General features: G+C 62.6%; 19 protein-coding genes. 10 read left to right on the top strand and 9 right to left on the bottom strand.

The genetic code is table 11. The features are described from left to right. Nucleotides 1–57 precede the first annotated feature (57 nt). Nucleotides 58–1,458 carry a dihydrolipoyl dehydrogenase gene (gene lpdA / locus CAG25_RS02090; protein ID WP_064600586.1) on the top strand — a complete coding sequence of 467 codons (1,401 nt, stop codon included), beginning with the start codon at nt 58–60 and terminating at the stop codon, nt 1,456–1,458. A gap of 37 nt (nt 1,459–1,495) precedes the next feature. Here the strand turns inward: lpdA and CAG25_RS02095 are convergent, their stop codons facing one another. After that, nucleotides 1,496–1,969, bottom strand: a complete 474-nt coding sequence (locus CAG25_RS02095) for an Lrp/AsnC family transcriptional regulator (protein WP_007954205.1) — start codon at nt 1,967–1,969, stop codon at nt 1,496–1,498. A 144-nt stretch (nt 1,970–2,113) separates the two neighbouring features. Between CAG25_RS02095 and CAG25_RS02100 the strand changes: the two genes are divergently transcribed. Then, a complete protein-coding gene (locus CAG25_RS02100) occupies nt 2,114–2,743 on the top strand; it encodes a LysE family translocator (protein WP_085612454.1) in 630 nt (209 codons plus the stop codon). Here the strand turns inward: CAG25_RS02100 and CAG25_RS02105 are convergent. The 7 genes from CAG25_RS02105 to CAG25_RS02135 are packed head-to-tail and all read right to left on the bottom strand — an operon-like array spanning nt 2,740 to nt 11,796. After that, nucleotides 2,740–4,878 carry a hypothetical protein gene (locus CAG25_RS02105; RefSeq protein ID WP_085612455.1) on the bottom strand — a complete coding sequence of 713 codons (2,139 nt, stop codon included), beginning with the start codon at nt 4,876–4,878 and terminating at the stop codon, nt 2,740–2,742. The two genes, CAG25_RS02100 and CAG25_RS02105, sit on opposite strands and share 4 nt — an antisense overlap. Beyond that, the gene (locus CAG25_RS02110) at nt 4,865–6,058 is read right to left on the bottom strand and encodes a DUF3142 domain-containing protein (protein ID WP_085612456.1); all 1,194 of its coding nucleotides are present in this window, start codon (nt 6,056–6,058) and stop codon (nt 4,865–4,867) included. The genes CAG25_RS02105 and CAG25_RS02110 overlap by 14 nt, the downstream gene beginning before the upstream one ends. A 48-nt stretch (nt 6,059–6,106) precedes the next feature. Further along, complete coding sequence (locus tag CAG25_RS02115) at nt 6,107–6,925, bottom strand: class I SAM-dependent methyltransferase (protein WP_085612457.1); 819 nt, start codon at nt 6,923–6,925, stop codon at nt 6,107–6,109. Then, a complete protein-coding gene (locus CAG25_RS02120) occupies nt 6,919–8,073 on the bottom strand; it encodes an acyltransferase (protein ID WP_085612458.1) in 1,155 nt (384 codons plus the stop codon). The genes CAG25_RS02115 and CAG25_RS02120 overlap by 7 nt, the downstream gene beginning before the upstream one ends. Next, nucleotides 8,070–8,954, bottom strand: a complete 885-nt coding sequence (locus CAG25_RS02125) for a class I SAM-dependent methyltransferase (RefSeq protein WP_085612459.1) — start codon at nt 8,952–8,954, stop codon at nt 8,070–8,072. Before CAG25_RS02125 ends, CAG25_RS02120 begins: the two co-directional genes overlap by 4 nt. Continuing rightward, on the bottom strand, nt 8,951–10,255 hold the full coding sequence (locus tag CAG25_RS02130) for a glycosyltransferase (RefSeq protein WP_085612460.1): 1,305 nt from the start codon (nt 10,253–10,255) through the stop codon (nt 8,951–8,953). The genes CAG25_RS02125 and CAG25_RS02130 overlap by 4 nt, the downstream gene beginning before the upstream one ends. Then, the gene (locus tag CAG25_RS02135; RefSeq protein WP_256575386.1) at nt 10,249–11,796 is read right to left on the bottom strand and encodes a glycosyltransferase; all 1,548 of its coding nucleotides are present in this window, start codon (nt 11,794–11,796) and stop codon (nt 10,249–10,251) included. The genes CAG25_RS02130 and CAG25_RS02135 overlap by 7 nt, the downstream gene beginning before the upstream one ends. Nucleotides 11,797–12,222: 426 nt before the next feature. Between CAG25_RS02135 and CAG25_RS02140 the strand changes: the two genes are divergently transcribed. The 8 genes from CAG25_RS02140 to CAG25_RS02175 are packed head-to-tail and all read left to right on the top strand — an operon-like array spanning nt 12,223 to nt 21,208. After that, complete coding sequence (locus CAG25_RS02140) at nt 12,223–13,137, top strand: GDP-mannose 4,6-dehydratase (RefSeq protein ID WP_085612462.1); 915 nt, start codon at nt 12,223–12,225, stop codon at nt 13,135–13,137. Further along, complete coding sequence (gene gmd / locus CAG25_RS02145) at nt 13,134–14,105, top strand: GDP-mannose 4,6-dehydratase (protein ID WP_039765008.1); 972 nt, start codon at nt 13,134–13,136, stop codon at nt 14,103–14,105. The genes CAG25_RS02140 and gmd overlap by 4 nt, the downstream gene beginning before the upstream one ends. 3 nt (nt 14,106–14,108) lie before the next feature. Further along, nucleotides 14,109–15,551, top strand: a complete 1,443-nt coding sequence (locus tag CAG25_RS02150; protein WP_085612463.1) for a mannose-1-phosphate guanylyltransferase/mannose-6-phosphate isomerase — start codon at nt 14,109–14,111, stop codon at nt 15,549–15,551. Further along, complete coding sequence (locus CAG25_RS02155; protein ID WP_085612464.1) at nt 15,552–16,349, top strand: ABC transporter permease; 798 nt, start codon at nt 15,552–15,554, stop codon at nt 16,347–16,349. It begins immediately after the preceding gene. After that, nucleotides 16,349–17,599: an ABC transporter ATP-binding protein gene (locus CAG25_RS02160; protein WP_085612465.1), complete on the top strand. Its 1,251-nt coding sequence runs from the start codon at nt 16,349–16,351 to the stop codon at nt 17,597–17,599. Before CAG25_RS02155 ends, CAG25_RS02160 begins: the two co-directional genes overlap by 1 nt. Then, nucleotides 17,596–18,963 (top strand): glycosyltransferase family 1 protein, encoded by a 1,368-nt coding sequence (locus CAG25_RS02165; RefSeq protein WP_085612466.1) that lies wholly within the window; start codon nt 17,596–17,598, stop codon nt 18,961–18,963. The genes CAG25_RS02160 and CAG25_RS02165 overlap by 4 nt, the downstream gene beginning before the upstream one ends. Further along, a complete protein-coding gene (locus tag CAG25_RS02170) occupies nt 18,947–20,077 on the top strand; it encodes a glycosyltransferase family 1 protein (RefSeq protein ID WP_085612524.1) in 1,131 nt (376 codons plus the stop codon). Before CAG25_RS02165 ends, CAG25_RS02170 begins: the two co-directional genes overlap by 17 nt. Beyond that, on the top strand, nt 20,078–21,208 hold the full coding sequence (locus CAG25_RS02175) for a glycosyltransferase family 4 protein (RefSeq protein WP_064600616.1): 1,131 nt from the start codon (nt 20,078–20,080) through the stop codon (nt 21,206–21,208). 4 nt (nt 21,209–21,212) lie between these two features. Here CAG25_RS02175 and CAG25_RS02180 read toward each other — a convergent pair whose 3' ends face one another. Then, nucleotides 21,213–23,243, bottom strand: coding sequence for a pyridoxamine 5'-phosphate oxidase family protein (locus CAG25_RS02180; protein WP_085612467.1), 2,031 nt, complete (start codon nt 23,241–23,243; stop codon nt 21,213–21,215). Nucleotides 23,244–23,252: the final 9 nt, after the last annotated feature.

A 23,252-nucleotide genomic window follows, 5' to 3' on the forward strand; every position in this document is an offset into this window, starting at 1 on the left:
TAATTTTTAGCACGAACTACTTTTACCGATCCGCATCCTTCATCCAGGAGTAAGAGCATGAGCAACTATGACGTGGTGATTCTGGGCGGTGGCCCCGGCGGTTATAACGCAGCGATCCGCGCCGGCCAGCTGGGCCTCAAGGCCGCGTGCGTCGAGGGTCGCGCCACGCTGGGTGGCACCTGCCTGAACGTCGGCTGCATGCCGTCCAAGGCGCTTTTGCATGCGTCCGAGCTCTACGAAGCGGCGCTGGGAACGGAGTTCGCCAACCTCGGTATCGAAGTCAAACCCACGCTCAACCTTGCGCAAATGATGAAACAGAAAGACGAAAGCGTGAGCGGCCTGACCAAAGGCATCGAATTCCTGTTTCGCAAGAACAAGGTCGACTGGATCAAGGGCTGGGGCCATATCGACGGCCCCGGAAAAGTCAGCGTGACCGGCGATCAGGGCAGCCGGATCGAGCTGACGGCCAAGGACATCGTCATCGCCACCGGCTCCGAGCCCACTCCCCTGCCCGGCGTGGAGATCGACAACAAGCGCATCCTCGACTCCACCGGCGCGCTGTCCTTGAGCGAAGTGCCCAAGCATCTGGTGGTAATCGGTGCGGGCGTGATCGGCCTCGAACTCGGCTCGGTCTGGCGCCGACTCGGCGCGCAGGTGACGGTGGTGGAATACCTCGACCGCATCTGCCCCGGTGTCGACGGCGAAGCCGGCAAGACCCTGCAACGCTCGCTGAGCAAACAAGGCATCAGCTTCAAGCTGAGCTCCAAAGTGACCAGCGCCACCTCCTCGGCCACTGGCGTACAGCTCAGCGTCGAACCCGCCGCTGGCGGCAGCGCGGAAATCCTCGAGGCCGATTACGTGCTGGTGGCCATTGGTCGTCGCCCGTACACCCAGGGCCTGGGCCTGGAAAACGTCGGCCTGAGCACCGACAAACGCGGCATGCTCGCCAACAAACAGCATCGCACCGAAGCGCCCGGTGTGTGGGTGATCGGTGACGTGACCTCGGGGCCGATGCTCGCGCACAAGGCTGAAGACGAAGCCATGGCCTGCATCGAGCAGATCGTCGGCAAGGCCGGTGAGGTCAATTACGAGCTGATTCCCAACGTGATCTACACACGGCCGGAGCTGGCCAGCGTCGGCAAGACCGAAGAGCAGTTGAAGGCCGAAGGCCGGGCGTACAAGGTCGGCAAATTCCCGTTCACCGCCAACAGCCGGGCGAAGATCAATCACGAGACCGAAGGCTTTGCCAAAGTCATCGCCGATGAACGCACCGACGAAGTCCTCGGCGTGCACCTGGTCGGCCCGAGCGTCAGCGAAATGATCGGCGAGTTCTGCGTGGCCATGGAATTCAGCGCCTCGGCCGAAGACATCGCGCTGACCTGTCACCCGCATCCAACCCGCTCCGAAGCGTTGCGTCAGGCGGCAATGAATGTCGAAGGGATGGCGACGCAGATGTAAGCCCTTTGCGAATACTTCCCGCGCAATGCGGGAAGTATCAGGACGGCAGATGCCCCAACGGCAGCGCGCCGGGCGTCTTCACCGTGTGAATCGCAAAATTGCTGCGGATGTCGCTCACCCCCGGCAGTTTCAACAGGCACCCGGTGAGAAAACGGTCATAGGCGCGCAGATCCGGCACCACCACTTGCAGCAGAAAGTCCGATTCCCCGGACACCAGAAACGCCGAAATCACCTCCGGCAACGCCGTCACCGCCCGGTGAAACGCCTCGGCCTGTTCATCGTTGTGCCGCTCGACCTTGACCCCGACAAACACCGTCAGCCCCAGCCCCACTTCATCACGGTCCAGATTGGCCTGATATCCGCGAATCACCCCGGCCTCTTCGAGCATCCGCACCCGGCGCAGGCACGGCGATGCCGACAGGCCGATTTCGTCGGCCAGTTGTACGTTGCTCAGGCGTCCGTCCCGTTGCAGTGCGGCAAGAATCTTGCGGTCGAAGGCATCCAGTTTCATGGTTGGCAGATCCTGATGGTTTTCGCGGTGAAAGAGCGCAGATTATGCCAATCCAGAGGCCTTTAGAAGCTGACTACGCAACCACCTGCCCTGCCCTTCGGCCCTAGACTGAGGCTACCGAATCGACAACGAAAGGGGTGCGACATGGCAAGTCTCTGGCTGTTTTTCCTGGCGCTGGCAGTGGTCTTTCTGTTGCCCGGCCCGGACATGATCCTGCTGCTGCAGACCGGCGCTCGCCAGGGACGCGGTGCAGCGCTGGCCACGGCGGTGGGTCTGGCCATCGCCCGAGGCTGTCATGTAGCGCTCGCGGCGTTGGGGCTGGCGGCGCTGTTCAAGGCGGCGCCGTGGACGTTCGATGCTGTGCGGATCGCCGGGGCGGCGTATTTGCTGTGGATCGGCATTCAATGCCTGCGCACCACGCTGTTGCCGGATCTGGACGCCGGCACCGTGACGGACAGTCATGCGCAGTGGTACGCGGCCATCCGTCGCGGCCTGCTGACCAATCTGCTCAACCCGAAAGCCTTGCTGTTCTGTTCGGTGCTGCTGCCGCAGTTCATTGTGGCGAATGGTGCACCAGTGCTGACGCAGTTTGCGCTGCTCGGCGCGATGCTGGTGGGCGCCGGCCTGTTGTTCGACAGCGCCTACGCCCTGACCGGCGCCGCGCTGGGCCGCTGGCTGAAACACAGCCCGACGGCCCAGCGAGTGCAACAGTGGTTGTTCGGCAGCCTGTTGATCGGCTTCGCCGTGCGCCTGACGTTCGTCCAGCAGGCTTAGGCTTTGCGGGCCTTGCGCCGGCGGCGAGTGATCAGCAGCAACGCCACAGCGCTGAAGGCCACGATCGCTCCGATCTGCACCGGCCACTTGTACGGCCGCAGTGTCGAACGCACCGAATCGGTCACCTGAGTGACGTAGCGCTTGTCAGCGTTTTCAAAATCCGGATAAGGGCATTGATGGCCGAAATCCACGGCCCACGGAACATACGGCCCTTCATCGACATAGCGTTTGTACAACGCACTCTGCTCTTCCAGGCTGCTGTTCCAGCCCGCCGCCGAACACAACACAGCGGCGAACGCCTGGCTGGTGTACGGCAGATTATCCGCCGCACGACTGGCCAGCGCCGTGGCGACAAAACGATAGTGATAACGCTCATCCGGCTGCGCTTCACTGGCCTTCTGTCGTTGCACTTCGGCCTCGCTGACCAGCGGCCCGACTTTCAGCTCGGTGTTTTCCAGGCTGTAGTTGCCGCCGAAGGTCGCGTAATCCGGGGCCATTTCGTAGCCCAGGATGTCCATGCCCCACTCACGGGCTGTCCACGCCGCATTGAACAGTGCGCTGGCACGTTTGGTCGGCCACCATGCCGAATCGGCCTTCAGGCGTTGCTCGCCATAGAGCCGGGCCTTGTTCTGCAGATCAGCATTGTCGAAATAACCGACCGCTTCTTCGTAGTGCCCCTCACGCAACAACCGCCGACCCAGCAGATTGCGCAGGCTGGCGGCCACCGGCAGCGGCACGTAATTGTCGCGATCCTGCTGGCTCAGCGCGGGCGGTGCCGGCACGTTGGTATCGACATAGTTTTTCAGCTCCTCGACCGTCAGCACTCGCTCGGCCACGGTCGCAGCGTCGAACCAGTAAAGGTGCTGGCTGCGATACAACTGGTCGAAGGCCTGCAGGTACTCGCCACGTTGCAGCGCAAGGATCGCGCTCTCGCCCTCGACCCGGCATTTCGGCTGCACGGTTTCGAGATTCCAGTCGGCGGTACGCCGCTCGCCCCAGGACTCCTCCTGCGGGAACGCTTGCACAGCTTTCGCATAGGCCGCAGCTGCCGCGTTCCTGTCGCCATCGCGCACGGCCAGTTTTGCCCGCAGCCACCACGCCAGACCGCTGTCGCCAGCGTGTTCGAGGAATGCCTTGGCGCTGGCGTAATCGCCCTGTTGGTAATTCATCGCCGCTAATCGATCGGCGTTATCGAGGCTGCCGCGGGTGCTTGCTTGCAGCGCTTTGACCAGCTTCTTCTCGTTCGGTGGCTCATCGCCGAACGACCAGCCGATCCGGCTGATCAGCGAGGCGGTCACCAGTTGCTGCACCGCTTCGCCGCGCAGCAATTTCGCCAGCCGATCTTCGGGCTCCTCGGCCAGTTCGTTCATCAACTGCTTCAGCGAGGTGTAACCGACGTTCGAGCCGTGCAGGTTCTGCGCGGCATAGAGCTTGATGGCGTTGTTCCAGTCACCCGCCGTGCGCAACGCCCGCGCCTCTTCGCCGAGGCTGGCCACGCCGAGTTCCAGCGGATCGCTGAAACCGTCGATGCTCAGCTGCCGCGTCTGACGGAAGGCGTCGATGGCGTTTTCCAAGGCTTCGAGCGCATCGCCCGCTTCGCTGCTCATGGCAAAGAACGCCCGGCCCAGCGAATACGCGGCCCAGGTGCTGCGCAACCCACGCTGATCGGCCGGCAGCGCCAGCAACTGGCGGAAATACTCGACCGCCAATTGATGGTCACCGGCGCCGAACGCCACGGCGCCCGCCACATACAGGCGCAGTTCCGCCGGCAGGCTCGCGCCCTGCACGTCGACCTGACGCGCGTCGGTCAGGCTGCGCAGGCGTTTGACCAGCGTTTGCTGTTCAGGCGTCAGGCCGATCTGCTCGGCCTTGTCGCGCACCTCGGCGGGTTCTGGCGTCTCGGCGTAGATGTCATCCGGATTGTAGGTGGCGGCGGTGACGTTCTTCAGCCCGGCGATGGTTTTGCCGAGGCGACTGATCTCGAACCTGAAGTTGCCCTCCGGCATTTGCGCCAGCGATTGCCCGCGATCGTCGAGCAGGCGCATCGGGAAGTCCGGGCCACAGGCCAGCGCCGAGCCCAGCGGCAGGCTGAGGCTCAGGCAAAGCAGATGGCGGGGCCAGTTACGGGTCAACATGCGAACCTCCTTGATCAATATTTGCGCAACGTGCCCAACCGATCGCACGCTGCCCGCCTGCCGGCAATCGGCCGTCGCGCAGGCGGGTGAAGGTAAGCAGATCCGCCGTCTGTTGCAACGCATAACCGGCGAGCGCGTCATTCCCTTCGCAGCCCCGGGCCTTGACGGTGATGCGGGCGGGCCAGGCGCTGTCGAGGTTACCGACGTTACGCAGGGCAATGTCTTGCAGGCCATTCTGTTCGGTAAACACCACGCCGAGCTGGCTGCTCAACGCATCGCCTCGGGCGACCGCACGCAGCGTGCTCAGGCTCCAGGCTCGGCGGTCGTTGGCCAACGGCAGACGAAACCAGATCAGGCCGGCCAGATGCGCCGGGCGATCCTCGCGTAACTCATTTGCCAGCCGGCCCAGTTGTTGTGGATCGGCAAGCAATTCGCGGCGCTGGCCACCCCGTTCGAGCGGTACTTCGCTTTCCACCACCGGAGCGCCATCGACATCCGGCAACAGCGCCACGCCATAGGCCGGCAGCGCCAGATAAAACGGTTTGTCGGTCACTCGCCCCCAGGCCTTGGCCCAGCGCCGCGCCTGTTCGGAGTCGAACAGACCGCGACGCGGATCGCTGACGGCATGCACCTGCAACACACTGCTGTCGACGGTCGCCAGCAACGCCGGCAATTGCGGACTGTCGAGCCAGGCAGGTAACGCAGTGATGCTCAGGGGCAGATTGGCCGGCAATGCCGTACGCAAGTGAGCAAGGAATCCGGTGTAAGCAGGCAGGCGGGCATTGCCGGCGTCATGGTCGATCTCGATCCCGGCCAGGGTAAGTCCCTGACCTTGCCAGTCAGTGAGCACTTGGAGGATCTGCGCCGTGACCGCTTGCGGGTCGAGCGCCTTGAGCTGGCCGTCGAGGCGAATCACCGCAATCAACGGCCGGGCATCGCGTCTCAGCAACGCAGAATCGACGCGTGCCCGACTCCATCCGGCATTCGGGAACGCCTGCAACGCCAAGACCCGCAACGTCGAAAAGTCGTTGCGACTGTCATTCAGGGCAAGCTCATGGGCCGGCGTCCATTGCCGTTGCCAGACGTAAAGTTGCTGATCGAGTGGCACTGCGTCCTGTCGCTCACAAGCACACAGCAACAACACAGCCACCAGGGCGGACCACCCGATGATAAAGCGCATACCTTGCAGATCCCTGAGACATCAGGCTGCAAGGTTACACAAAAGCGTTCAGGGCTTGCGGGCAATGATGACCTGACTTTTCGCCACCACCGCATCCAGCGCCTGCTTGATCTGCGCGCCGCGCGGCGAGTCGAGCACCGCTTGCCAGGTATCGGCCCAATGGTTGAGCAGCGGATGATCCGGGTTGCTGAACTCGACCTTCGCTTCCCAGAACAGCATCATCCACATCGACCAGTAAAAGCCGTACTGACTGTGGCTGATGATCTCGAGTCCCGCCTCGCTGACCATCGCCTTGAACTGTTCTTCGCTGATGATGCGAATGTGGTTGGGCTTCTGGAAATACTCCGGCGCGGCGATGTCTTTTTGCAGGTCTTCGGAGCTGGGGTGCGGCACGCTCAGCAAATACAGCGCGCCCGACTGACCGACGCGCACCAGTTCGGCAAGGAACTGCGCCGGGTCGTCGACGTGCTCGATGACTTCAGTGGACACCACGCGAGTGGCCGTTCCATCGGCGATCGGCAGCGGATTGCAGTCGGTCACATGGCATTCGACGCTGCGCGCCGGGGTATCGCTCAGGCGCTGGCGGGTAGCCTCGACCTTGGCGCCGTCAATGTCGGCGATGATGATCTTCGCCCCGCGCATGCCGCAGAAATGCACGTTGCCACCGTCGCCACAGCCAACGTCGAGCAAGGTGTCATCGGCGGTCACCGGGAAGCCTTTGAACAGCTCACCGGTTTGCTGGTTGAACCAGCCGCTGAGCATCGCATCGTGCAGGCCGAGCATGTAAGGGTCGACCTTGTCGGCTACCGGTGCGACAGCGTGTGCGGGGGCCGGAGCCGCCGTGAGTTTTTTCAGAAGGCTCAGCATGAGGTGGCTCCAGGGGACGAGACGACGGTTCGCGAGGTGGCGAGGCGTTTCACCAGCGTGGCGCCTCGATTGCGCATGGGCATTTCGATCAAGCGGTAATTGAGTTCGCTGAGCAGCACGATCAGGCCACCGGCAATCAGCAGTGTCAGGATCGGTTGTCCCGCCGGGCTCGGTAGGCCGGCGCCCTGCAAACGAAAGATCAGTTCTCGCACCAGTTGATAGGCCGGGATGTGAATCAGGTAAATGCCGTAGGAGCGGCTGCCGATCCAGGCCATCAGCCGTTGCAGGCCACCGGCCGGCAGCAGGTAATTGCGGTCGTATGAAGCAATCCACACCAGCACGGCGCTGAGCACGGCGATCGACCCGATGCGGTAACCGGCGAAGGTGAAACGGTCGGTGGCCATGAAGCTCAGCAGCGCTCCGAGGCCGATCAGCGCGAATACTCCGGCCCATGGCCGCCGCAGGAATACCGGCTCCCAACGGCGATAACCCGGCTGCACGCTCCACATGGCCAACAGCACACCCAGCGCCAGCGCATCGGTACGAATCACCATCAGCAGCGGCGTGCGCACCGTGAACAATTGCACCGCCACCAGCGCCAGCAATGCCCACACCAGATACTTGCGGCACAGCATGATCACAAGCGGGAACAACAGGTAGAACTGCTCCTCCAGCGCCAGGCTCCAGTAGACAAAACTGCTGCCGTATTCGTAATGAAAGAACGCATCGGCAAAGCGGAAATTGGCGTACTGCAGCACCCCGGCCAACGTGGCCTGAACGTTGGCGGACCAGGTCCCGAACGCGCCTGATCGATTCAGAAACACGCACGCCAGCAGCATCAACGCCAGCCACAGCCAGGCCGAGGGCAACAGACGAAACGCCCGACGCAGCCAGAAATTGCGCGTCTGCTCCCAGTATTCCTGGCGATTGCTGCAACCGCGCAGCGCCGGGATCAGGCTGCGGGCGATGACAAACCCGGAGATCGCAAAAAACAGGTCAACGCCCCACCATGGCTGCGCCCAGGCATGGATCCTTTCAAGCAGCGGCACCGGGTCGGTGAACAGGCTGCCTTGCAAGTGATGAAACAGCACGCCGAGTACCGCGACAGCGCGCAGGACTTCAATGTCCATGATCCGCTTGCCGCTCATGACACACGTCCTGCATCGAGCGGTTTGCGGGCGATGATCACCTGACTCTTGGGCATGAACCGGTCGAGCATCTGCTTGATCGCCAATCCATCGGGCTGCGCCAGCAAGTCCTGCCAGGTTCTGGCCCAACTCTCCATCAACGGTGGATACGGCGCCTGGATCCGGTCGCGCACGGCACCGCCCAGGTCACGTCCTGCAGCCCGTTCGCTGGCCCAGAAAAAGATCATGCCCATGACCCAGAAAAATCCCGTGGCCTGACGATGCTCAATCACCAGACCGGCATCCTCAACCAATGCCGCGAAGCGCTCCGGGGTGAAGATCTGCACATGATTGGGTGACTGGTAATAACCCGCCGGGGCAATGCCCTGCTGCAAATGCTCGCCCACCGGCGCCGGCACACTGAGCAGGTACAGCGCACCGGGACGGCCCATGCGTACCAGCTCGGCCATGAACGGCTCGGGATGATCGATGTGTTCCAGCACTTCCATGCACACGACCTTGCTCGCACAGCCGTCGCTCAGCGGCAATGGCAGGCTGTTGCTGACCAGACCGAGACTGGCCTTGCGGCTCTGCGCTTCGACTTGTCGAGCGAGGTCGCGCACCTTGTCGTGCTCGCTGTCGGTGAAGATCACCGAGGCGCCCTGGCGCACGGCGAACAATGTTGCCACGCCCTCGCCACACCCCACGTCGAGCAGGGTGTCGTCCGCGTCAATGACAAAGCCCTTGAGCAACTCACCACTGTCGCCGTGAAACCAGCCGTCGAGCATGGCGTCATGCAGACCCACATCCCTGGGCGACACGCCCGCGGCAACCGGTTCAGGCACGGATACCGGCGCCGGGTGCACAACCGGACGCAAACGCTTCAGCAATGCGCGGATCATGTGCCCGTGGCTTCCGTTGCAGCGGCACCACGGTGCTCGTGTACCTGAGCGAGAAAATCGCGCAACCGCTGCTCGGCCACCGCCTGACTGCAGAACGCCTGCAGGCTGGCAACGGCCTGCGCCGACATCTGCGCATAGCGCCCGGGATCGTTCTTCGCCACCTCATAGCTGTCGCGATAGGCCACACAGACCGACGCCCAGTTGGTCATGTAGCGCAACGTGCGGAACGCCTTGCGCGGATCGTGAGGCCAGGCGGTGAGTTCATCGGTGGACTCGACCAGGAACGCGTTGTCGGTGCTCAGATAATCGATCATCGCCGTGGTGCGCGGCGCCACGGCCGGCTTGCCGCAGGACATGAATTCCATCAGCGGCAGGCACTGGCCCTCGCCGTAGGACGTGTTGACCACGTAACGGGTGGCCTGCACCAGACGCTCGTAGTCCGCGTCCGCGAGGTAGCCGTAAATCAGCACGATGCGACAGCGGTAGGACTGGTTCTTGTACAGATGATGAAGAATGTCGCTGAGCGCTTCTTCGGCATCGTGGTGCGTGAGCTTGAGCACCAGCGTTGCGTCTTCGACCTCGCGAAACGTCACACAGAAGGCGCTGAGCATGTCTTCCCAGTTCTTGCGTCCGTCACCGGGATTGAATACCGAGGTATAGACGACCCCCTCCAGTAGCAACTCTTGCTCGCGCACCGGTGCCTGGAAATCGATACCCTGGCCACGGCGCAGGTGTTTCGGGCCGAACGCGTCGAGATCGAGCTGACGACTGTCGGCGACCAGCCCCTTGATCGTCAGGCGCACCGGCCCTGTCGAGGGCTGGCCCTGAAGCTGCGCGCTACGGGCCGCGAAGCGATCCCAGACCGGCGCCGGCACCGCGACGATCGGGTAATCGGCGCCCATGGCCTCGCGCACGGCGTTGACCGTGTAGCTGGAATGGGTGATCGCCGCGCCGCAGGCCCGGAGCACCGTGCGCCAGTCATTGCGCGGCTCGTTGTCGAAGGGTTCGTTGGGGATGGTGCTGAATTCCCAGGCGAACACCGGCAGCGTCGGGCACGCCAGGTGGATCGGCGTGCGGTGCGGCGGCGAGAACGACAGGAACACGCACGGCTCGCCACGGGCTAGGCACTCCAGGTACAGCGCATCGACTTCGCGCGCCGGGTCGACGACTTCCACCACACGCCCAAGACGCTCGAGTACCGGCCGGTATTCCTTGAGGACGAAGTAATAGCTGTACTCCGAGCGACCGAGGTTTTGCGCGATGGTGTGCTGGTTGGTTTCCGAATGAATGATGATCAGCATGAGGCGTTGTCCGTCACGGGGGCGGCATCGGCAGCCAGCGGCACGAGGCCGAAAAAGTCCGCCATGCGCCGCTGCACCGGAGCAAACGCGCAGTAGTCGTGCATGCGTTCGACAGCGGCGGCAGACATGCGCGCGTATTCCTGCGGCTGCGCCTTGGCCATCCGGTAGCTGTTCTCATAGGCGCTTTTGAGCGAAGCCCAATCCGGCCGGTAGCGCAGGGTGCGGTAAATGATGCGGGTGTCCTGGGGCCAGATCGTCAGCTCTTCGCTGGACTGCACGACGAAGGCCACGCTGTCGTCGATGTAGTCTTCCATGGCCGTGTGATCCGGGGCGATCACCGGTTTGCCGCTGGACATGAACTCCATCAACGGCAGGCACAGGCCTTCGCAGCGTGAAGCGTTGACGTAAAAACTGGCCGCCTGGTAGAGCCGCGCGTATTGCGCGTCGTCCAGATAACCGTGCATTACCAGCACCCGGCAGGCGAACGGTGTCAGTTGAGCGAGCAGGGTCATCAGTTCGCTGTAGTAGGACGCCAGATCGTTCTGCGTGATCTTCAGCACCAGCGTCGCGTCAGGCGTTTCGCGAAAGGCCCAGCAGAAGGCGGTAACCAGATGATGCCAGTTCTTGCGGCCGTCCCTGGGGTTGAACACCGTCACGTAGATCACGCCTTCCACCGTGGTCTCGACCACCGAGGACGTGTCCGGCAAATCCAGCGGCGGTGGCTCGGCCACGGCCACCGCATGCGGAGCGGCAATGGCCGGCAGGCGTTTCTCGAGCCAGGCGTGTGTGCGATCCGACAGCAGATCCTGCACACCTTCCCAGTACCAGTGGTGCAGGTATTTCACCCGTTCTTCACCCGCCCCCAGCATCCACAGGCGCAGATAATGACGGGCAATGACCAGGCGGCGTTTGAACGTCAGCGGTGGCGGGCGCAGTGCCTCGATTTCAGCCAGTTGTTCGGCAGTCAGCGGCTTGGGCAACAGATCGTCGGCAGATAACGCCAGCGTGCGACTGTCGAAAATGCAGCCCTTGATGGCCAGGGTCGCGCCGGGATTGATCGGCGCACTGACATGCTGCTCACGAATGGCGGCGAAGTTTTCCCACAAGGGCGTCGGCAGCACGAGTACCGGAAAGTCCTCGCCCATGGCGCGGCGAATCGCGCGGGCGGTGTGGCTCGACAGCGTGATGACCCGTCCCTGTCGTGCGAGCATCTGCGTCCAGTCGTGGCGCGGATCATCGTCCCATGACTCACCGGGGATCGAGTCGAACTCCCATGCGATCACGCAGATCGTCGGGCATTCAAGATCGGTCGGGGTATTTTGTGGCGGCGTGAAGGACAGGAAAACGCTGCTTTCACCGGCGGCGAGCAGTTGTCGGTAGAGTGGATCAACCTCGGCGCTGGTGGACACCACATGCACTTGCCCCAGGCTTTCCAGCACCGGGCGATAGGCCTTGAGCACGAAGTAGTAGCTGTATTCGGGACGCCCCAGACTCTGGCTGATGGAGCGGTCGTTGACGTCCGAGTAGAGAATGAAATTCATGGCATCCCACGGTGCAACCGCCATCCCGGCAGCTTCACGCTATGACGGCCGAGCGTCGGATCGAACCGGCATCAGCGCGGTTCGTCCTGCATCATCGGGCACGTCTCTGTTCTTGTTTTAATGGTCGGTTTTACCCTGTCGCACGATCCTTGCGAGCAGCCGCCGGGGATCGCGACGAGGGGCATTCTAAACACATCCGTCGCGCATTCGGGAACCGCCCGGCGAGAAAAAACCGACTACTCTGACGAGAACTGACCAGTCACGATTTGCCCTGTTGAAATTGCTGCGCAATTGGCACAGATTGGCAACCAAACAACTACAACAACGACTTCACCCGTTGTCTCGGCCGGATTTTCTCTCGGTCTGACAGACATCCCCTTATAGCCTGTGGGAAGAGGTGAAAGTTAAAGACCAAGGGGTCGCTGTTTGAAAAAAAGTCTGTTCATCACGGGTCTCAGTGGATTCGTGGGACAACACATCCAGTCACGCCTCCAGGGGGAAGACGCGTCGTGGGAGCTGCTGCCTGCCGCCTCACCCTACGACCTGACAAACCCGGACAGCCTCATCGATCTGTGGCCGCAACTGCCCGATGCGGTCATTCATCTCGCCGGCCAGACCTTTGTTCCTGAAGCGTTCCGCGATCCGGCACGAACCTTCGACATCAACCTGCTCGGCACCCTGAACCTGTTGCAGGCCCTCAAGGCCCGCGGCTTCAAGGGCACGTTCCTGTATGTCAGCTCGGGCGATGTCTACGGCCAGGTCGAAGAACCCGCGCTGCCGATCACCGAACAACAACCACCCTGCCCGCGCAATCCCTATGCAGTCAGCAAGCTGTCGGCGGAGTTCCTCAGCCTGCAATGGGGGCTGAGCGAAGGCTGGCCGGTACTGGTCGCGCGGCCGTTCAACCACATCGGCACCGGGCAGAAGGAAAGCTTCGTCATCGCCAGCGCCGCGCGGCAGATCAACCGCATCAAGCAAGGGCTGCAAGCGCCGCGCCTGGAAGTCGGCGACATCGATGTCACCCGCGATTTCCTCGACGTCAGAGACGTAGTCTCGGCCTATTTCGCCCTGCTGGAAAAAGGCACGCCGGGACAGGTCTACAACATTTGCTCAGGCCATGAGCAAAGCATCCGCAGCCTCATCGAACAGATGGGCGACCTGGCCCAGGTCAAGCTGCAACTGGTTCAGGATCCGGCACGCATGCGCCGCGCGGATCAGCGTCGCGTCTGCGGCAGCCACCAACGGCTGGCCCGGACCACAGGATGGACGCCGCAAATCACTACACAACAATCCCTGCGGGCGATCCTGTCCGACTGGGAGAAGCGAGTACAACAAGAATGACAAAAAGTGCATTGATCACCGGGATCACCGGCCAGGACGGCGCGTATCTGGCCAAGCTGCTGCTCGACAAGGGTTACAAGGTTCACGGCCTTGTTGCACGGCGCAGCAGCGATTCACGCTGGCGCCTGCGGGAGATGGGCGTCGAAGCGGACATCGTCTACCTGGATGGCGACATGGCCGATGCCTGCTCGGTGCAGCGCGCGGTGATCAAGTCGGCGCCGGACGAGGTGTATAACCTGGCAGCCCAGAGCTTCGTCGCGGCCTCCTGGGACCAACCGGTGACTACCGGCATCGTCGATGGCCTGGGCGTGACCCACCTGCTCGAAGCGATCCGGCAGTTCAGCCCGCACACGCGTTTCTATCAGGCGTCCACCAGCGAAATGTTCGGTCTGATCCAGGCCGAGCAACAGGACGAGAACACCCCGTTCTACCCGCGCAGTCCTTACGGTGTGGCCAAACTCTATGGCCACTGGATCACCGTCAACTACCGCGAAAGCTTCAACCTGCACGCCAGCAGCGGCATTTTGTTCAATCATGAATCGCCCCTGCGCGGCATCGAATTCGTGACCCGCAAGGTCACCGACGCCGCCGCCCGGATCAAACAGGGCAAACAGCAGGAGCTGGCCCTGGGCAACATCGACGCCAAACGCGACTGGGGCTTTGCCGGTGATTACGTCGAGGCGATGTGGCTGATGCTGCAACAGGACAAGCCCGACGATTTCGTGGTCGCCACCGGCGTCACCACCACCGTGCGCGAGATGTGCCGCATCGCCTTCGATCACGTCGGCCTGAACTACCGGGATTACGTGAAGATCGACCCGGCGTTTTTCCGCCCGGCGGAAGTCGAAGTGCTGCTCGGCAACCCGGCCAAGGCCCAGCGCGTGCTCGGCTGGAAACCCAGGACCGACCTCGACACCCTGATTCGCATGATGATGGATGCGGACATGAAGCGCGTCGCCAAGGAGTAGGCCATGCTGATCCCCGTGATTCTGTCCGGCGGTGCCGGCACCCGTTTGTGGCCGGTGTCCCGCGAGGGCCATCCGAAGCCGTTCATGACCCTGCCCGACGGCCAGTCGCTGCTGGGCAAGACCTACCGGCGCGCCGCTGCGCTGCTGGATGGCTGGGGCGACATCGTCACGGTGACCAACCGCGAGTATTACTTCCAGAGCAAGGATCACTATCAGGCCGCGCGCCTGTCCCGGCATCGCGGGCACTTCCTGCTCGAGCCCACCGGGCGCAACACGGCCCCGGCCATCGCGGCGGCAGCGCTGTCGCTGCAAGCGCTGCACGGTGATGCGGCAATCATGGTGGTGATGCCCGCCGACCATTTGATCGTCAACGAAGACGCGCTCAAAAGCGCGGTCGAGCACGCGGTCAATCTGGCGAAGGACGGTTATCTGGTGACCTTTGGCGTGGTGCCGACCGCACCGGAAACCGGATTCGGCTACATCGAGACCGGCGCCCCGCTGAATGACCGGGGCGCGGCCAAAGTCCAGCGATTCGTGGAAAAACCCGACCTGCAGACCGCCACCCATTATCTGGAGAGCGGCAACTTCCTGTGGAATTCGGGGATGTTCTGTTTCTCCACCGCAACGGTGATCGCCGAGCTGGCGCTGCACGCCCCCGAGCTGCTGGAACAGGCCCGCGCCTGCATGGCCGCCAGCGAACCGGTGGAAACCGCTGGTTGTCTGCAACAGGAATTGTCCGCGCAGCTGTTCGCCGAAATCACCGACATTTCCATCGACTACGCACTGATGGAGCGCTCGGAAAAGGTTGTGGTGGTGCCGGCGGGTTTCGACTGGAGCGACATTGGGTCCTGGGGTGCAGTGGCCGCGCTGGTGCCGGCCGACGCCGATAACAACCGCGCCAGCGGCGAGGCGATCTTCATCGACAGCCGCAACAACTTCGTTCAAAGCGATGGCCGGCTGGTGGCCGCCGTCGGTGTGGAAGACCTGATAATCATCGACACCGCCGACGCCGTGCTGGTAGCCCATGCCGACCGTGCGCAGGATGTGCGACGCGTGGCCAAGCAGCTCAAGGACAAGTCCCACGAAGCCTATCGCCTGCACCGTACGGTCAGCCGTCCGTGGGGCACCTACACCGTGCTCGAGGAAGGCCCGCGCTTCAAGATCAAGCGCATCGTGGTCAAACCCGGCGGCAAGCTGTCGCTGCAGATGCACCATCACCGCAATGAACACTGGGTGGTGGTCGAAGGCATGGCCAAGGTCACCAACAACGGCAGCGGCACGACCCTGGTGGCGAAGAACGAATCGACGTTCATTGCCGCCGGTCACAAGCACCGTCTGGAAAACCCCGGCGTGATCGACCTGGTGATCATCGAAGTGCAAAGCGGCGAATACCTGGGAGAGGACGACATCGTCCGCTTCGAAGACCAATACGGCAGGACGGTGTGAATGCTGCTTTCCCTGTACCGCTCGCTGCACGACTATCGAGGTTTCATCCTCGGTAGCGTCAAGCGGGAGTTTCAAGCGCGGTATCGCAATTCGCTGTTCGGCGCGCTGTGGACGGTACTCAACCCGCTGTCGATGATCATCGTGTACACGGTGATCTTTTCCCACATCATGCGCGCCCGTCTGCCCGGCGTGGACGACGGCATGGCCTACAGCGTCTACCTGTGCGCCGGGCTGCTGACCTGGGGCCTGTTCTCGGAAATCACCCTGCGCAGCCAGAACATGTTTCTGGAAAACGCCAACCTGCTGAAGAAAATCAGCTTCCCGCGCCTCTGCCTGCCGGTGATCGTGCTGCTCAATGCCGGAATCAACTTCGCGATCATCATCGGCCTGTTCCTCGGGTTTCTGTTGATCAGCGGACGCTGGCCGGGCATGGCATTGCTGGCACTGGTGCCGCTGCTGGCGCTGCAAGTGCTGTTCTGCGCCGGACTGGGCATGATCCTCGGCGTGCTCAACGTGTTCTTTCGCGATGTCGGGCAATTGTTCGCCATCTGCCTGCAATTCTGGTTCTGGCTGACGCCGATCGTGTATCCGCTGAGCATCCTGCCCGAGTGGGTGCAGCGCCTGCTGCAACTCAATCCGCTGACCAACCTGATCGGCAGTTACCAGAACCTGTTTCTCTACGGTCAGTGGCCGGTGTGGAGTTCGCTGCTGCCGATCTTCGTGATCGGCCTGCTGCTGTGCGCGATCGGCCTGCGCCTGTTTCGTCGGCGGGTCGGCGAAATGGTGGATGAACTCTGATGGGGCACATACGCGTCACAGGCCTGGGCAAGGCCTACAAGCAGTACCCCACCCGCTGGAGTCGCCTGGCCGAATGGCTGATTCCGTTTTCGCCGATGCGTCATCGTCAGCACTGGGTGCTGCAGGACGTGAATTTTGAAATCGCTCCCGGTGAAGCGGTGGGTATTGTCGGGGTCAACGGCGCCGGCAAAAGCACCCTGCTGAAAATGATCACCGGCACCACTCAACCGACCTGCGGCCAGATTCAACTCGAGGGCCGGGTCGCGGCGCTGCTGGAACTGGGCATGGGGTTTCACCCGGACTTCACCGGCCGACAGAACGCAATCATGGCCGGGCAACTGCTGGGCATGCAGGTCGAAGACATCGAAGCCCTGATGCCGGACATCGAACGCTTTGCGGAAATCGGCGAGGCCATCGATCACCCGGTGCGCACCTACTCCAGTGGCATGCAGATGCGCCTGGCCTTCAGCGTCGCCACCGCGCGCCGCCCCGACATTCTGATCGTCGACGAAGCGCTGTCGGTGGGCGATGCCTACTTCCAGCACAAGAGCTTCGACCGCATCCGCAGCTTCCGCAAGGCCGGCACCACGCTGTTGATCGTGTCCCACGACCGCTCCGCGATCCAGTCGATCTGCGACTCGGCGATCCTGCTCGAAGGCGGCCACATGGTGATGCACGACAAGCCCGAAGCGGTCATGGATTACTACAACGCCCTGCTCGCCGAACGCGAAGGCCAGACCGTGCGCCAGGAACTGCTCGACGGCGGCCAGGTACGCACCGTGTCCGGCACCGGCGAGGCAGGGATCCTCAGCGTGCGCCTGCTCGATGAACGCGGACGCTCCATCGACGCCGCCGAAGTCGGTCAGCCGGTGACGCTGGAAGTCGAGGTGGAGATTCGCCAGGACATCGAACGGCTGGTGCTCGGCTTCATGATCAAGGATCGCCTGGGCCAGGCCATGTACGGGATCAACACCCACCGTCAGAACCAGGCGCTGGAAGACCTGCGTGCGGGTGAACGCATCACCTATCGCTTCGCCTTCGTCATGGGCCTGGGCAAGGGCAATTACTCCGTGGCCCTGAGCCTGTCGCGACTGGACTCGCACCTGGACCGCAACTTCGAATGGCGTGACTACGGCCTGGTGTTCCACGTGATCAACAACCGTCAGGAAGATTTCGTCGGCTGTTCCTGGCTGGGCGCCAGCACCTCGATCACCCGCCACGCGCACAGCCTCGCGGAGCGCGCGCCATGACCCGCCTGCTGGTTGAATGCACCCACGTGTTCAAACACCCGAAGGTCAATTCAGGGATTCAGCGGGTGGTGCGCAACGTCATCAAACAGCTGCCGCCGAGCGCCGAAGGCGTCGAATGCGTGCCGGTGGTTCTGCTCAAGGGCCAGTTGTACCGAGTGAAGCGTCTGGCGCCGCTGGATTCGCCGCTGTTCAATGCCATCGTCACGTTTGGCGAACGCCTGGAGCGGCTGGCCCATCGTTTCTGGCAACTGCATCAGCGGCTGGATACCGGTTGCCGCACAAAACTGGTACGACGCCTGTTGTACGTCGGCTATCGCCTGACCTCGTTCGGTGCATTCGGAATACCGCTGCGGCTGGTCGAGCAGGTCAATCGCTATCAATTGCCTCAACGCTGCGAACCACTGCAACACCAGACTGGCGATCATCTGGTGCTGCTGGATTCGTCCTGGCATTCGGACTTTTTCCTGCATGCCGAGCGCCTCAAACAGGAAGGCCTGGGCATCGTTGCGGTGATCTACGATCTGATTCCCCTGTCCCACCCGCAGTTCTACGACACGCGGCTGGTCGAGGTGTACAGAGAGTGGTTCGACTGGATCGCCCGTAATGCCGACGGTTTCATGGCCATCTCCGCCACTGTGCGCGATCAGCTGCGTGCAGAACTGCAACGTCGCCTTGGTTCGGCACAAGTCGGCAAACGTTGGTTCGACTACTTTCACCTCGGTTCGGAGCTGGATCTGCAGAGCGTCGAAGCCGCCGTCGAACCGCGCCTGGAACGGCTGTTCGCCACACCGGAGCCGGTGTTCCTGATGGTCAGCACCATCGAACCGCGCAAGAACCACGACTATCTGCTGGATGCCTTCGACCATGCCTGGGCGAACGGCTCGAACGCCCGGTTGTGCATCGCCGGGCGCATCGGCTGGAAGTGCGACGCGCTGCTGGCCCGGATTCGCCATCATCCGGAGCTGAACCGACGGCTGTTCATGTTCAATGACTTGAGCGATACCAGCCTCGAACACGCCTACGCCCATGCCAGTGCGCTGGTGTTTCCGTCGTTCGTCGAAGGCTTTGGTCTGCCGCTGGTGGAAGCCATGCAACGCGGACTGCCGGCGATGGGCAGCGATATCCCGGTGTTTCGCGAAATCGGCGGTGAGTTCATGGCGTATTTCGATCTGCAATCGCCGCAAAGCCTCGCCGATCTGGTGCAGAGCTTTGAGCGCAGCGGTCGATTCCCCGCCGCTCGCGATGTGAGTGACTGGCAATGGATCGGCTGGCGGGAAGCCAGCGCGCAACTGGCCGAGCGTACCGCGCGCCATGTGCTGGAGGCGCCTCAGGTGCCAGCGAGGCAACATGCGCATAGCCCTTAACGCCCGCATCCTCCAGGCACCGCGCACCGGCATCGGCCATTACGTGGCCGAACTGGTGAATGCCTTGCACGCTGAAACCGATATCGAGCTGGCGCTGTTCCATGGCTGGGGCTGGAGTTCGCAACTGCCGGAAGCAGCGATGCCCGGTTATTCGCGCCTGACGCCGCTGCTGCGGCAGATCCCCGGCGCCTATCAGGCGCGCCGCTGGCTGGAGCAGAAACGCTTCGATCAGGGCCCGGCGCAACCGGTCGATCTGTACCACGAACCGAGCCTGTGGCCGCTGGCCTTCGATGGCCCGACCGTGATTACCCTGCACGATCTCACGCACCTGCATTTCCCCGAGACCCAGCCGCCGGCGCGGCTGCGGGAAATCGAGCGCCGGCTCACCGAAGGCGTACGCCAGGCGCGGATCATTCTGACCGACTCGCAAGCCATCGCTGACGAGGCCCGGGAGTATTTCGGACTGCCTGCCGAGCGCTTCGTGGTCGCGCCGCTGGGTGTCGCCGAGCGTTTCAGGCCGCGCGATCCACAAGACATCGATGCGGTGCTCAAGGCCCATGCGGTCGAGTACCGGGAGTACTTCCTCTGCGTCGGCACCCTGGAACCGCGCAAGAACCTGAACCTGGCCCTGCGCGCCCACGCGCTGTTGCCAGATCGGGTGCGCCAGCGTTTCCCGCTGTTGATCGTCGGCATGGCCGGCTGGCAGCGCGACCAGTTCAGTGATGAATTGAATCAGGCGCTGGCTTGCGGGCACGTGTGCCTGCTCGGCTACCTGCCCGATGAGCAAGTCGCGCAATTGCTGGCCGGCGCCCGGGCGCTGATTTTTCCGTCGCTGTATGAAGGTTTCGGCCTGCCGGTGCTGGAAGCGATGGCCAGCGGCACGCCAGTGGTAATCACCCGCTCTTCGGCCATGCCGGAAGTGGCGGGCGACGCCGGCAACTATATTGAAGCTGAAGATGCAGACGGCTTGCGTGATGCGATGAGCCGACTGATCGATGATCAAGCGCACTGGCAGGCATGCCGGGAAGCCGGATTGCAACAGGCACGGCTTTTTTCCTGGAAGCGTTGCGCGCAGGCCACGGCCGGCGCCTACCACCAGGCCATGGGAGGTTGAATGCGAGTTCTTCATTTCTTCAAGACGTACCTGCCGGACTCGGTCGGCGGTATCGAGCAAGTGATCTTTCAACTCTGCGAAAGTGGCGCCCAGCACGGCATCGAAGGCCAGGTGCTGACCCTCAGCGCCAATCCAGAACCTGCGGTGGTGCGTCTCGGCCAGCATGAAGTGCATCGGGCCAAACTGGATATCCAGTTCGCCTCCACGGGTTTTTCCTGGAGCGTGTTCAAGCAGTTTCGTGAACTGGCCGCCGAAGCCGACGTAATCAACTACCACTTCCCGTGGCCGTTCATGGATCTCGTGCATTTTGCCAGCGGCGTGAACAAACCGACGGTGGTGACCTATCACTCGGACATCATTCGCCAGAAGCACCTGCTCAAACTCTATCGCCCGCTGATGAACCGCTTTCTCGCCAGCGCCGACCGGATTGTCGCGGCTTCGCCAAACTATCTGCACACCAGTGATGTGTTGCAGCAATTCCAGGACAAGACTCGCGTCATCCCCTATGGCTTGAACAAGGCCGGTTATCCACAGCCTGACGTCGAGCGCATGAACCGCTGGCGTCAGCAGCTTGGGGACAAGTTTTTCCTGTTCGTCGGGGTGATGCGCTATTACAAAGGCCTGCACATCCTGCTCGAAGCCTTGAAAGACGTGGACTATCCGGTGGTGATCGTCGGCGCCGGCCCGCTGGAGCAGGAACTGCACGCCCAGGCCGCGGCCCTGGGTCTGCGCAACATTCATTTCCTCGGGCGGCTGAGCGATGAAGACAAGGTCGCCCTGCTGCAACTGAGCTACGCCATCGTCTTCCCATCGCACCTGCGCTCGGAAGCGTTCGGCATTTCGCTGCTCGAAGGCGCGATGTACGGCAAACCGATGATCTCCAGCGAAATCGGCACCGGCACCAGCTACATCAACATCCACAACGAAACCGGACTGGTGGTGCCACCGAGTCATCCACCGGCATTTCGCGAAGCGATGCGCACCCTGTGGGAAAACCCGGCCCGCGCCGCCGAAATGGGCCTCAAGGCTGAAGCCCGCTATCGGCAGTTATTCACAGCCGATGAAATGGGCCGCAAGTGGACCGAGCTGTATCAGGAGCTGCTGGAGGAAAAGGCGTTGTCCTACGCCTGATCCGTTACAGATCCAGCACCAGCGGCTGGGCACTCTGCGCCGGCACCGCGCAGCAAATCAGCACCTGCCCCTCCTCCGGCACTTCTGCCGGAGGCTGTGGATAATTCACCGCGCCGCTGATCAGCCGCGTCCTGCAGGTGCCGCACGAACCCCCGCGACAACTGAATTCCGGACGCAGGCCGCGACTTTCCGCCAGCTCCAGCAAACTGCCGCCATCGGGCTGCCAGCGCGCTTCCTTGGCTGAACGTTCGAACACCACCGGCACCGACGTGGTCGCAGCCGGCGGTTGTTCCATCACGATCGCGTCCGGATCGGCCTGGCGCTTGAGGGTCGAAGGGCCGAAGGTTTCGGCATGGATCTGCCCGTCCCGCACATCCAGTTCGCGCAAGATGTCATAAATACCTTGGGTAAAACCGCCGGGACCGCAGAGCACGAAGTCGACCTGATCGAAGTCCTCGTCGGTCAGCAGATTGCGCAACAGATCGCCATCGATACGGCCACGCAGGTCGAAGTCTTTTCCTTCGACCAGATCGTCTTCCGGCTGACTTAGCACTCGCAACACTTTCACGGCATCACCGGCATCCTCCAGCAACCGATCCACCTCTGCGCGGAACGGCTGGTCGGCGAGGCTGCGGGAACTCTGAACAAACAGGGTCGGACGAATCCGCCGGGTCCGCAGGCCCTGATACACCACCTCACGCAGCATCGACAGCAGCGGCGTAATGCCGACGCCGGCCGCCAACAGCACCAGTGGACGACGCTCCAGCGCCGCGACCGTGAAATGCCCTTGAGGCAAGCGCGCCTCCAGCACATCGCCCACGCGAATCTGCTCATGCAGGTGCGTCGACACCCGTCCTTCGCGCTTGACGCTGATCCGGAAAAAATCGTCCGACGGCGCGCCGGACAGGCTGTAGGTACGGATGTGCACCTCGCCATCGAGAGTGAACCGCAGCGGCAGATGCTGCCCGGCGAGAAACACCGGCAGTCCTGCGCCATCGTCCGGCTCCAGATAAATCGAGCGGATGTGACGGCTTTCCATTTCGACTTTTGCCACGCGCAACGGCCGCCAGCTGTCCCCCAATGCCTTGGCCTGCAACCGTGCATCGGCCTGGGCCCAGTTGCCGGTCAGCAGGCTGGTGGGTGACATGCCGTCGAAGCGCCAGCGAAGAGCCAGCGCTGCCGGACGCCGAACCAGTTTTTCCACCTCGAAAGTCCACAGGCGTTCGGCGCCCTGGAAGGCCTCGATCTGCGGCGCCTCGAGAATGATCTCGGTGCGACCGCTGAGCTGCAACACATCGCCTGTGGAAAAGTCGATGAACAGCAAGCCGGCCAAGGGATTGAGCAGCAGATTGCCCAGCGTGTTGAAGTGCAGGTTGCCGGCAAAATCAGGGATCGTCAGGCGATTACCCTCGATCCGCACAAAACCGGGCTGACCGCCGCGGTGGGAAACATCCACCGAACGCTCGCCATCAACATCGACATAACTGGCGACGAAGAAAGTATCGGCGCTTTCGACCAGCGCAATGGCGGCGTCATCGAGGCTGTCACGGTGTTCGGCTTTGCGGGTCTGCGGATCGGTCAGCGGCACCCGCTGAAACTGACGCAATTGAATGTATTGCGGGCAGTTGCCGAACGATTGATCCACCGTCAGCCCGAAGCCGTTCGCGTCAAGATTATCGATGTGGCCATTGAGCCGATTGCGCCGGCGGGTGTGCAGTTCGATACCAAGCAGGCCGATCGCGGCACCGGCCTGCAACTGCGCCGGGTCATCGGCAGCCGGCAGACTGGCGAACTGCAGTTGCGTCGGCTCGGGAGAGTGAGCAAAGCCCGGCTCCCCCTCCAGCACACTGGCCCAGGGGCGACCTTCGGCATCCACCGCGCCGTACAGCATGAAAGGCAATTGCTGATAGAACTGGCGGTGCTGATCCGGCATCCAGGTGCGAATCACCTTACGACCGAATTCCGCCATGCGCTCGGCAACGCCGACATGGGCCTGCAACTGTTGCTCGCCAGCGTGCCACGGTGAATGTTCCATCACGGTCTC

This window comes from Pseudomonas sp. B16(2017), from assembly GCF_002113205.1.
Taxonomy (GTDB): domain Bacteria; phylum Pseudomonadota; class Gammaproteobacteria; order Pseudomonadales; family Pseudomonadaceae; genus Aquipseudomonas; species Aquipseudomonas pharyngis.

What these genes read in the sequence shown, in the direction of transcription:
- lpdA (WP_064600586.1), top strand. Translation starts at nt 58, where the DNA reads ATGAGCAACTATGACGTGGTGATTCTGGGCGGTGGCCCCGGCGGTTAT.
- CAG25_RS02095 (WP_007954205.1), bottom strand. Translation starts at nt 1,969, where the DNA reads ATGAAACTGGATGCCTTCGACCGCAAGATTCTTGCCGCACTGCAACGG.
- CAG25_RS02100 (WP_085612454.1), top strand. Translation starts at nt 2,114, where the DNA reads ATGGCAAGTCTCTGGCTGTTTTTCCTGGCGCTGGCAGTGGTCTTTCTG.
- CAG25_RS02105 (WP_085612455.1), bottom strand. Translation starts at nt 4,878, where the DNA reads ATGTTGACCCGTAACTGGCCCCGCCATCTGCTTTGCCTGAGCCTCAGC.
- CAG25_RS02110 (WP_085612456.1), bottom strand. Translation starts at nt 6,058, where the DNA reads ATGCGCTTTATCATCGGGTGGTCCGCCCTGGTGGCTGTGTTGTTGCTG.
- CAG25_RS02115 (WP_085612457.1), bottom strand. Translation starts at nt 6,925, where the DNA reads ATGCTGAGCCTTCTGAAAAAACTCACGGCGGCTCCGGCCCCCGCACAC.
- CAG25_RS02120 (WP_085612458.1), bottom strand. Translation starts at nt 8,073, where the DNA reads ATGAGCGGCAAGCGGATCATGGACATTGAAGTCCTGCGCGCTGTCGCG.
- CAG25_RS02125 (WP_085612459.1), bottom strand. Translation starts at nt 8,954, where the DNA reads ATGATCCGCGCATTGCTGAAGCGTTTGCGTCCGGTTGTGCACCCGGCG.
- CAG25_RS02130 (WP_085612460.1), bottom strand. Translation starts at nt 10,255, where the DNA reads ATGCTGATCATCATTCATTCGGAAACCAACCAGCACACCATCGCGCAA.
- CAG25_RS02135 (WP_256575386.1), bottom strand. Translation starts at nt 11,796, where the DNA reads ATGAATTTCATTCTCTACTCGGACGTCAACGACCGCTCCATCAGCCAG.
- gmd (WP_039765008.1), top strand. Translation starts at nt 13,134, where the DNA reads ATGACAAAAAGTGCATTGATCACCGGGATCACCGGCCAGGACGGCGCG.
- CAG25_RS02150 (WP_085612463.1), top strand. Translation starts at nt 14,109, where the DNA reads ATGCTGATCCCCGTGATTCTGTCCGGCGGTGCCGGCACCCGTTTGTGG.
- CAG25_RS02155 (WP_085612464.1), top strand. Translation starts at nt 15,552, where the DNA reads ATGCTGCTTTCCCTGTACCGCTCGCTGCACGACTATCGAGGTTTCATC.
- CAG25_RS02160 (WP_085612465.1), top strand. Translation starts at nt 16,349, where the DNA reads ATGGGGCACATACGCGTCACAGGCCTGGGCAAGGCCTACAAGCAGTAC.
- CAG25_RS02165 (WP_085612466.1), top strand. Translation starts at nt 17,596, where the DNA reads ATGACCCGCCTGCTGGTTGAATGCACCCACGTGTTCAAACACCCGAAG.
- CAG25_RS02170 (WP_085612524.1), top strand. Translation starts at nt 18,947, where the DNA reads ATGCGCATAGCCCTTAACGCCCGCATCCTCCAGGCACCGCGCACCGGC.
- CAG25_RS02175 (WP_064600616.1), top strand. Translation starts at nt 20,078, where the DNA reads ATGCGAGTTCTTCATTTCTTCAAGACGTACCTGCCGGACTCGGTCGGC.
- CAG25_RS02180 (WP_085612467.1), bottom strand. Translation starts at nt 23,243, where the DNA reads ATGGAACATTCACCGTGGCACGCTGGCGAGCAACAGTTGCAGGCCCAT.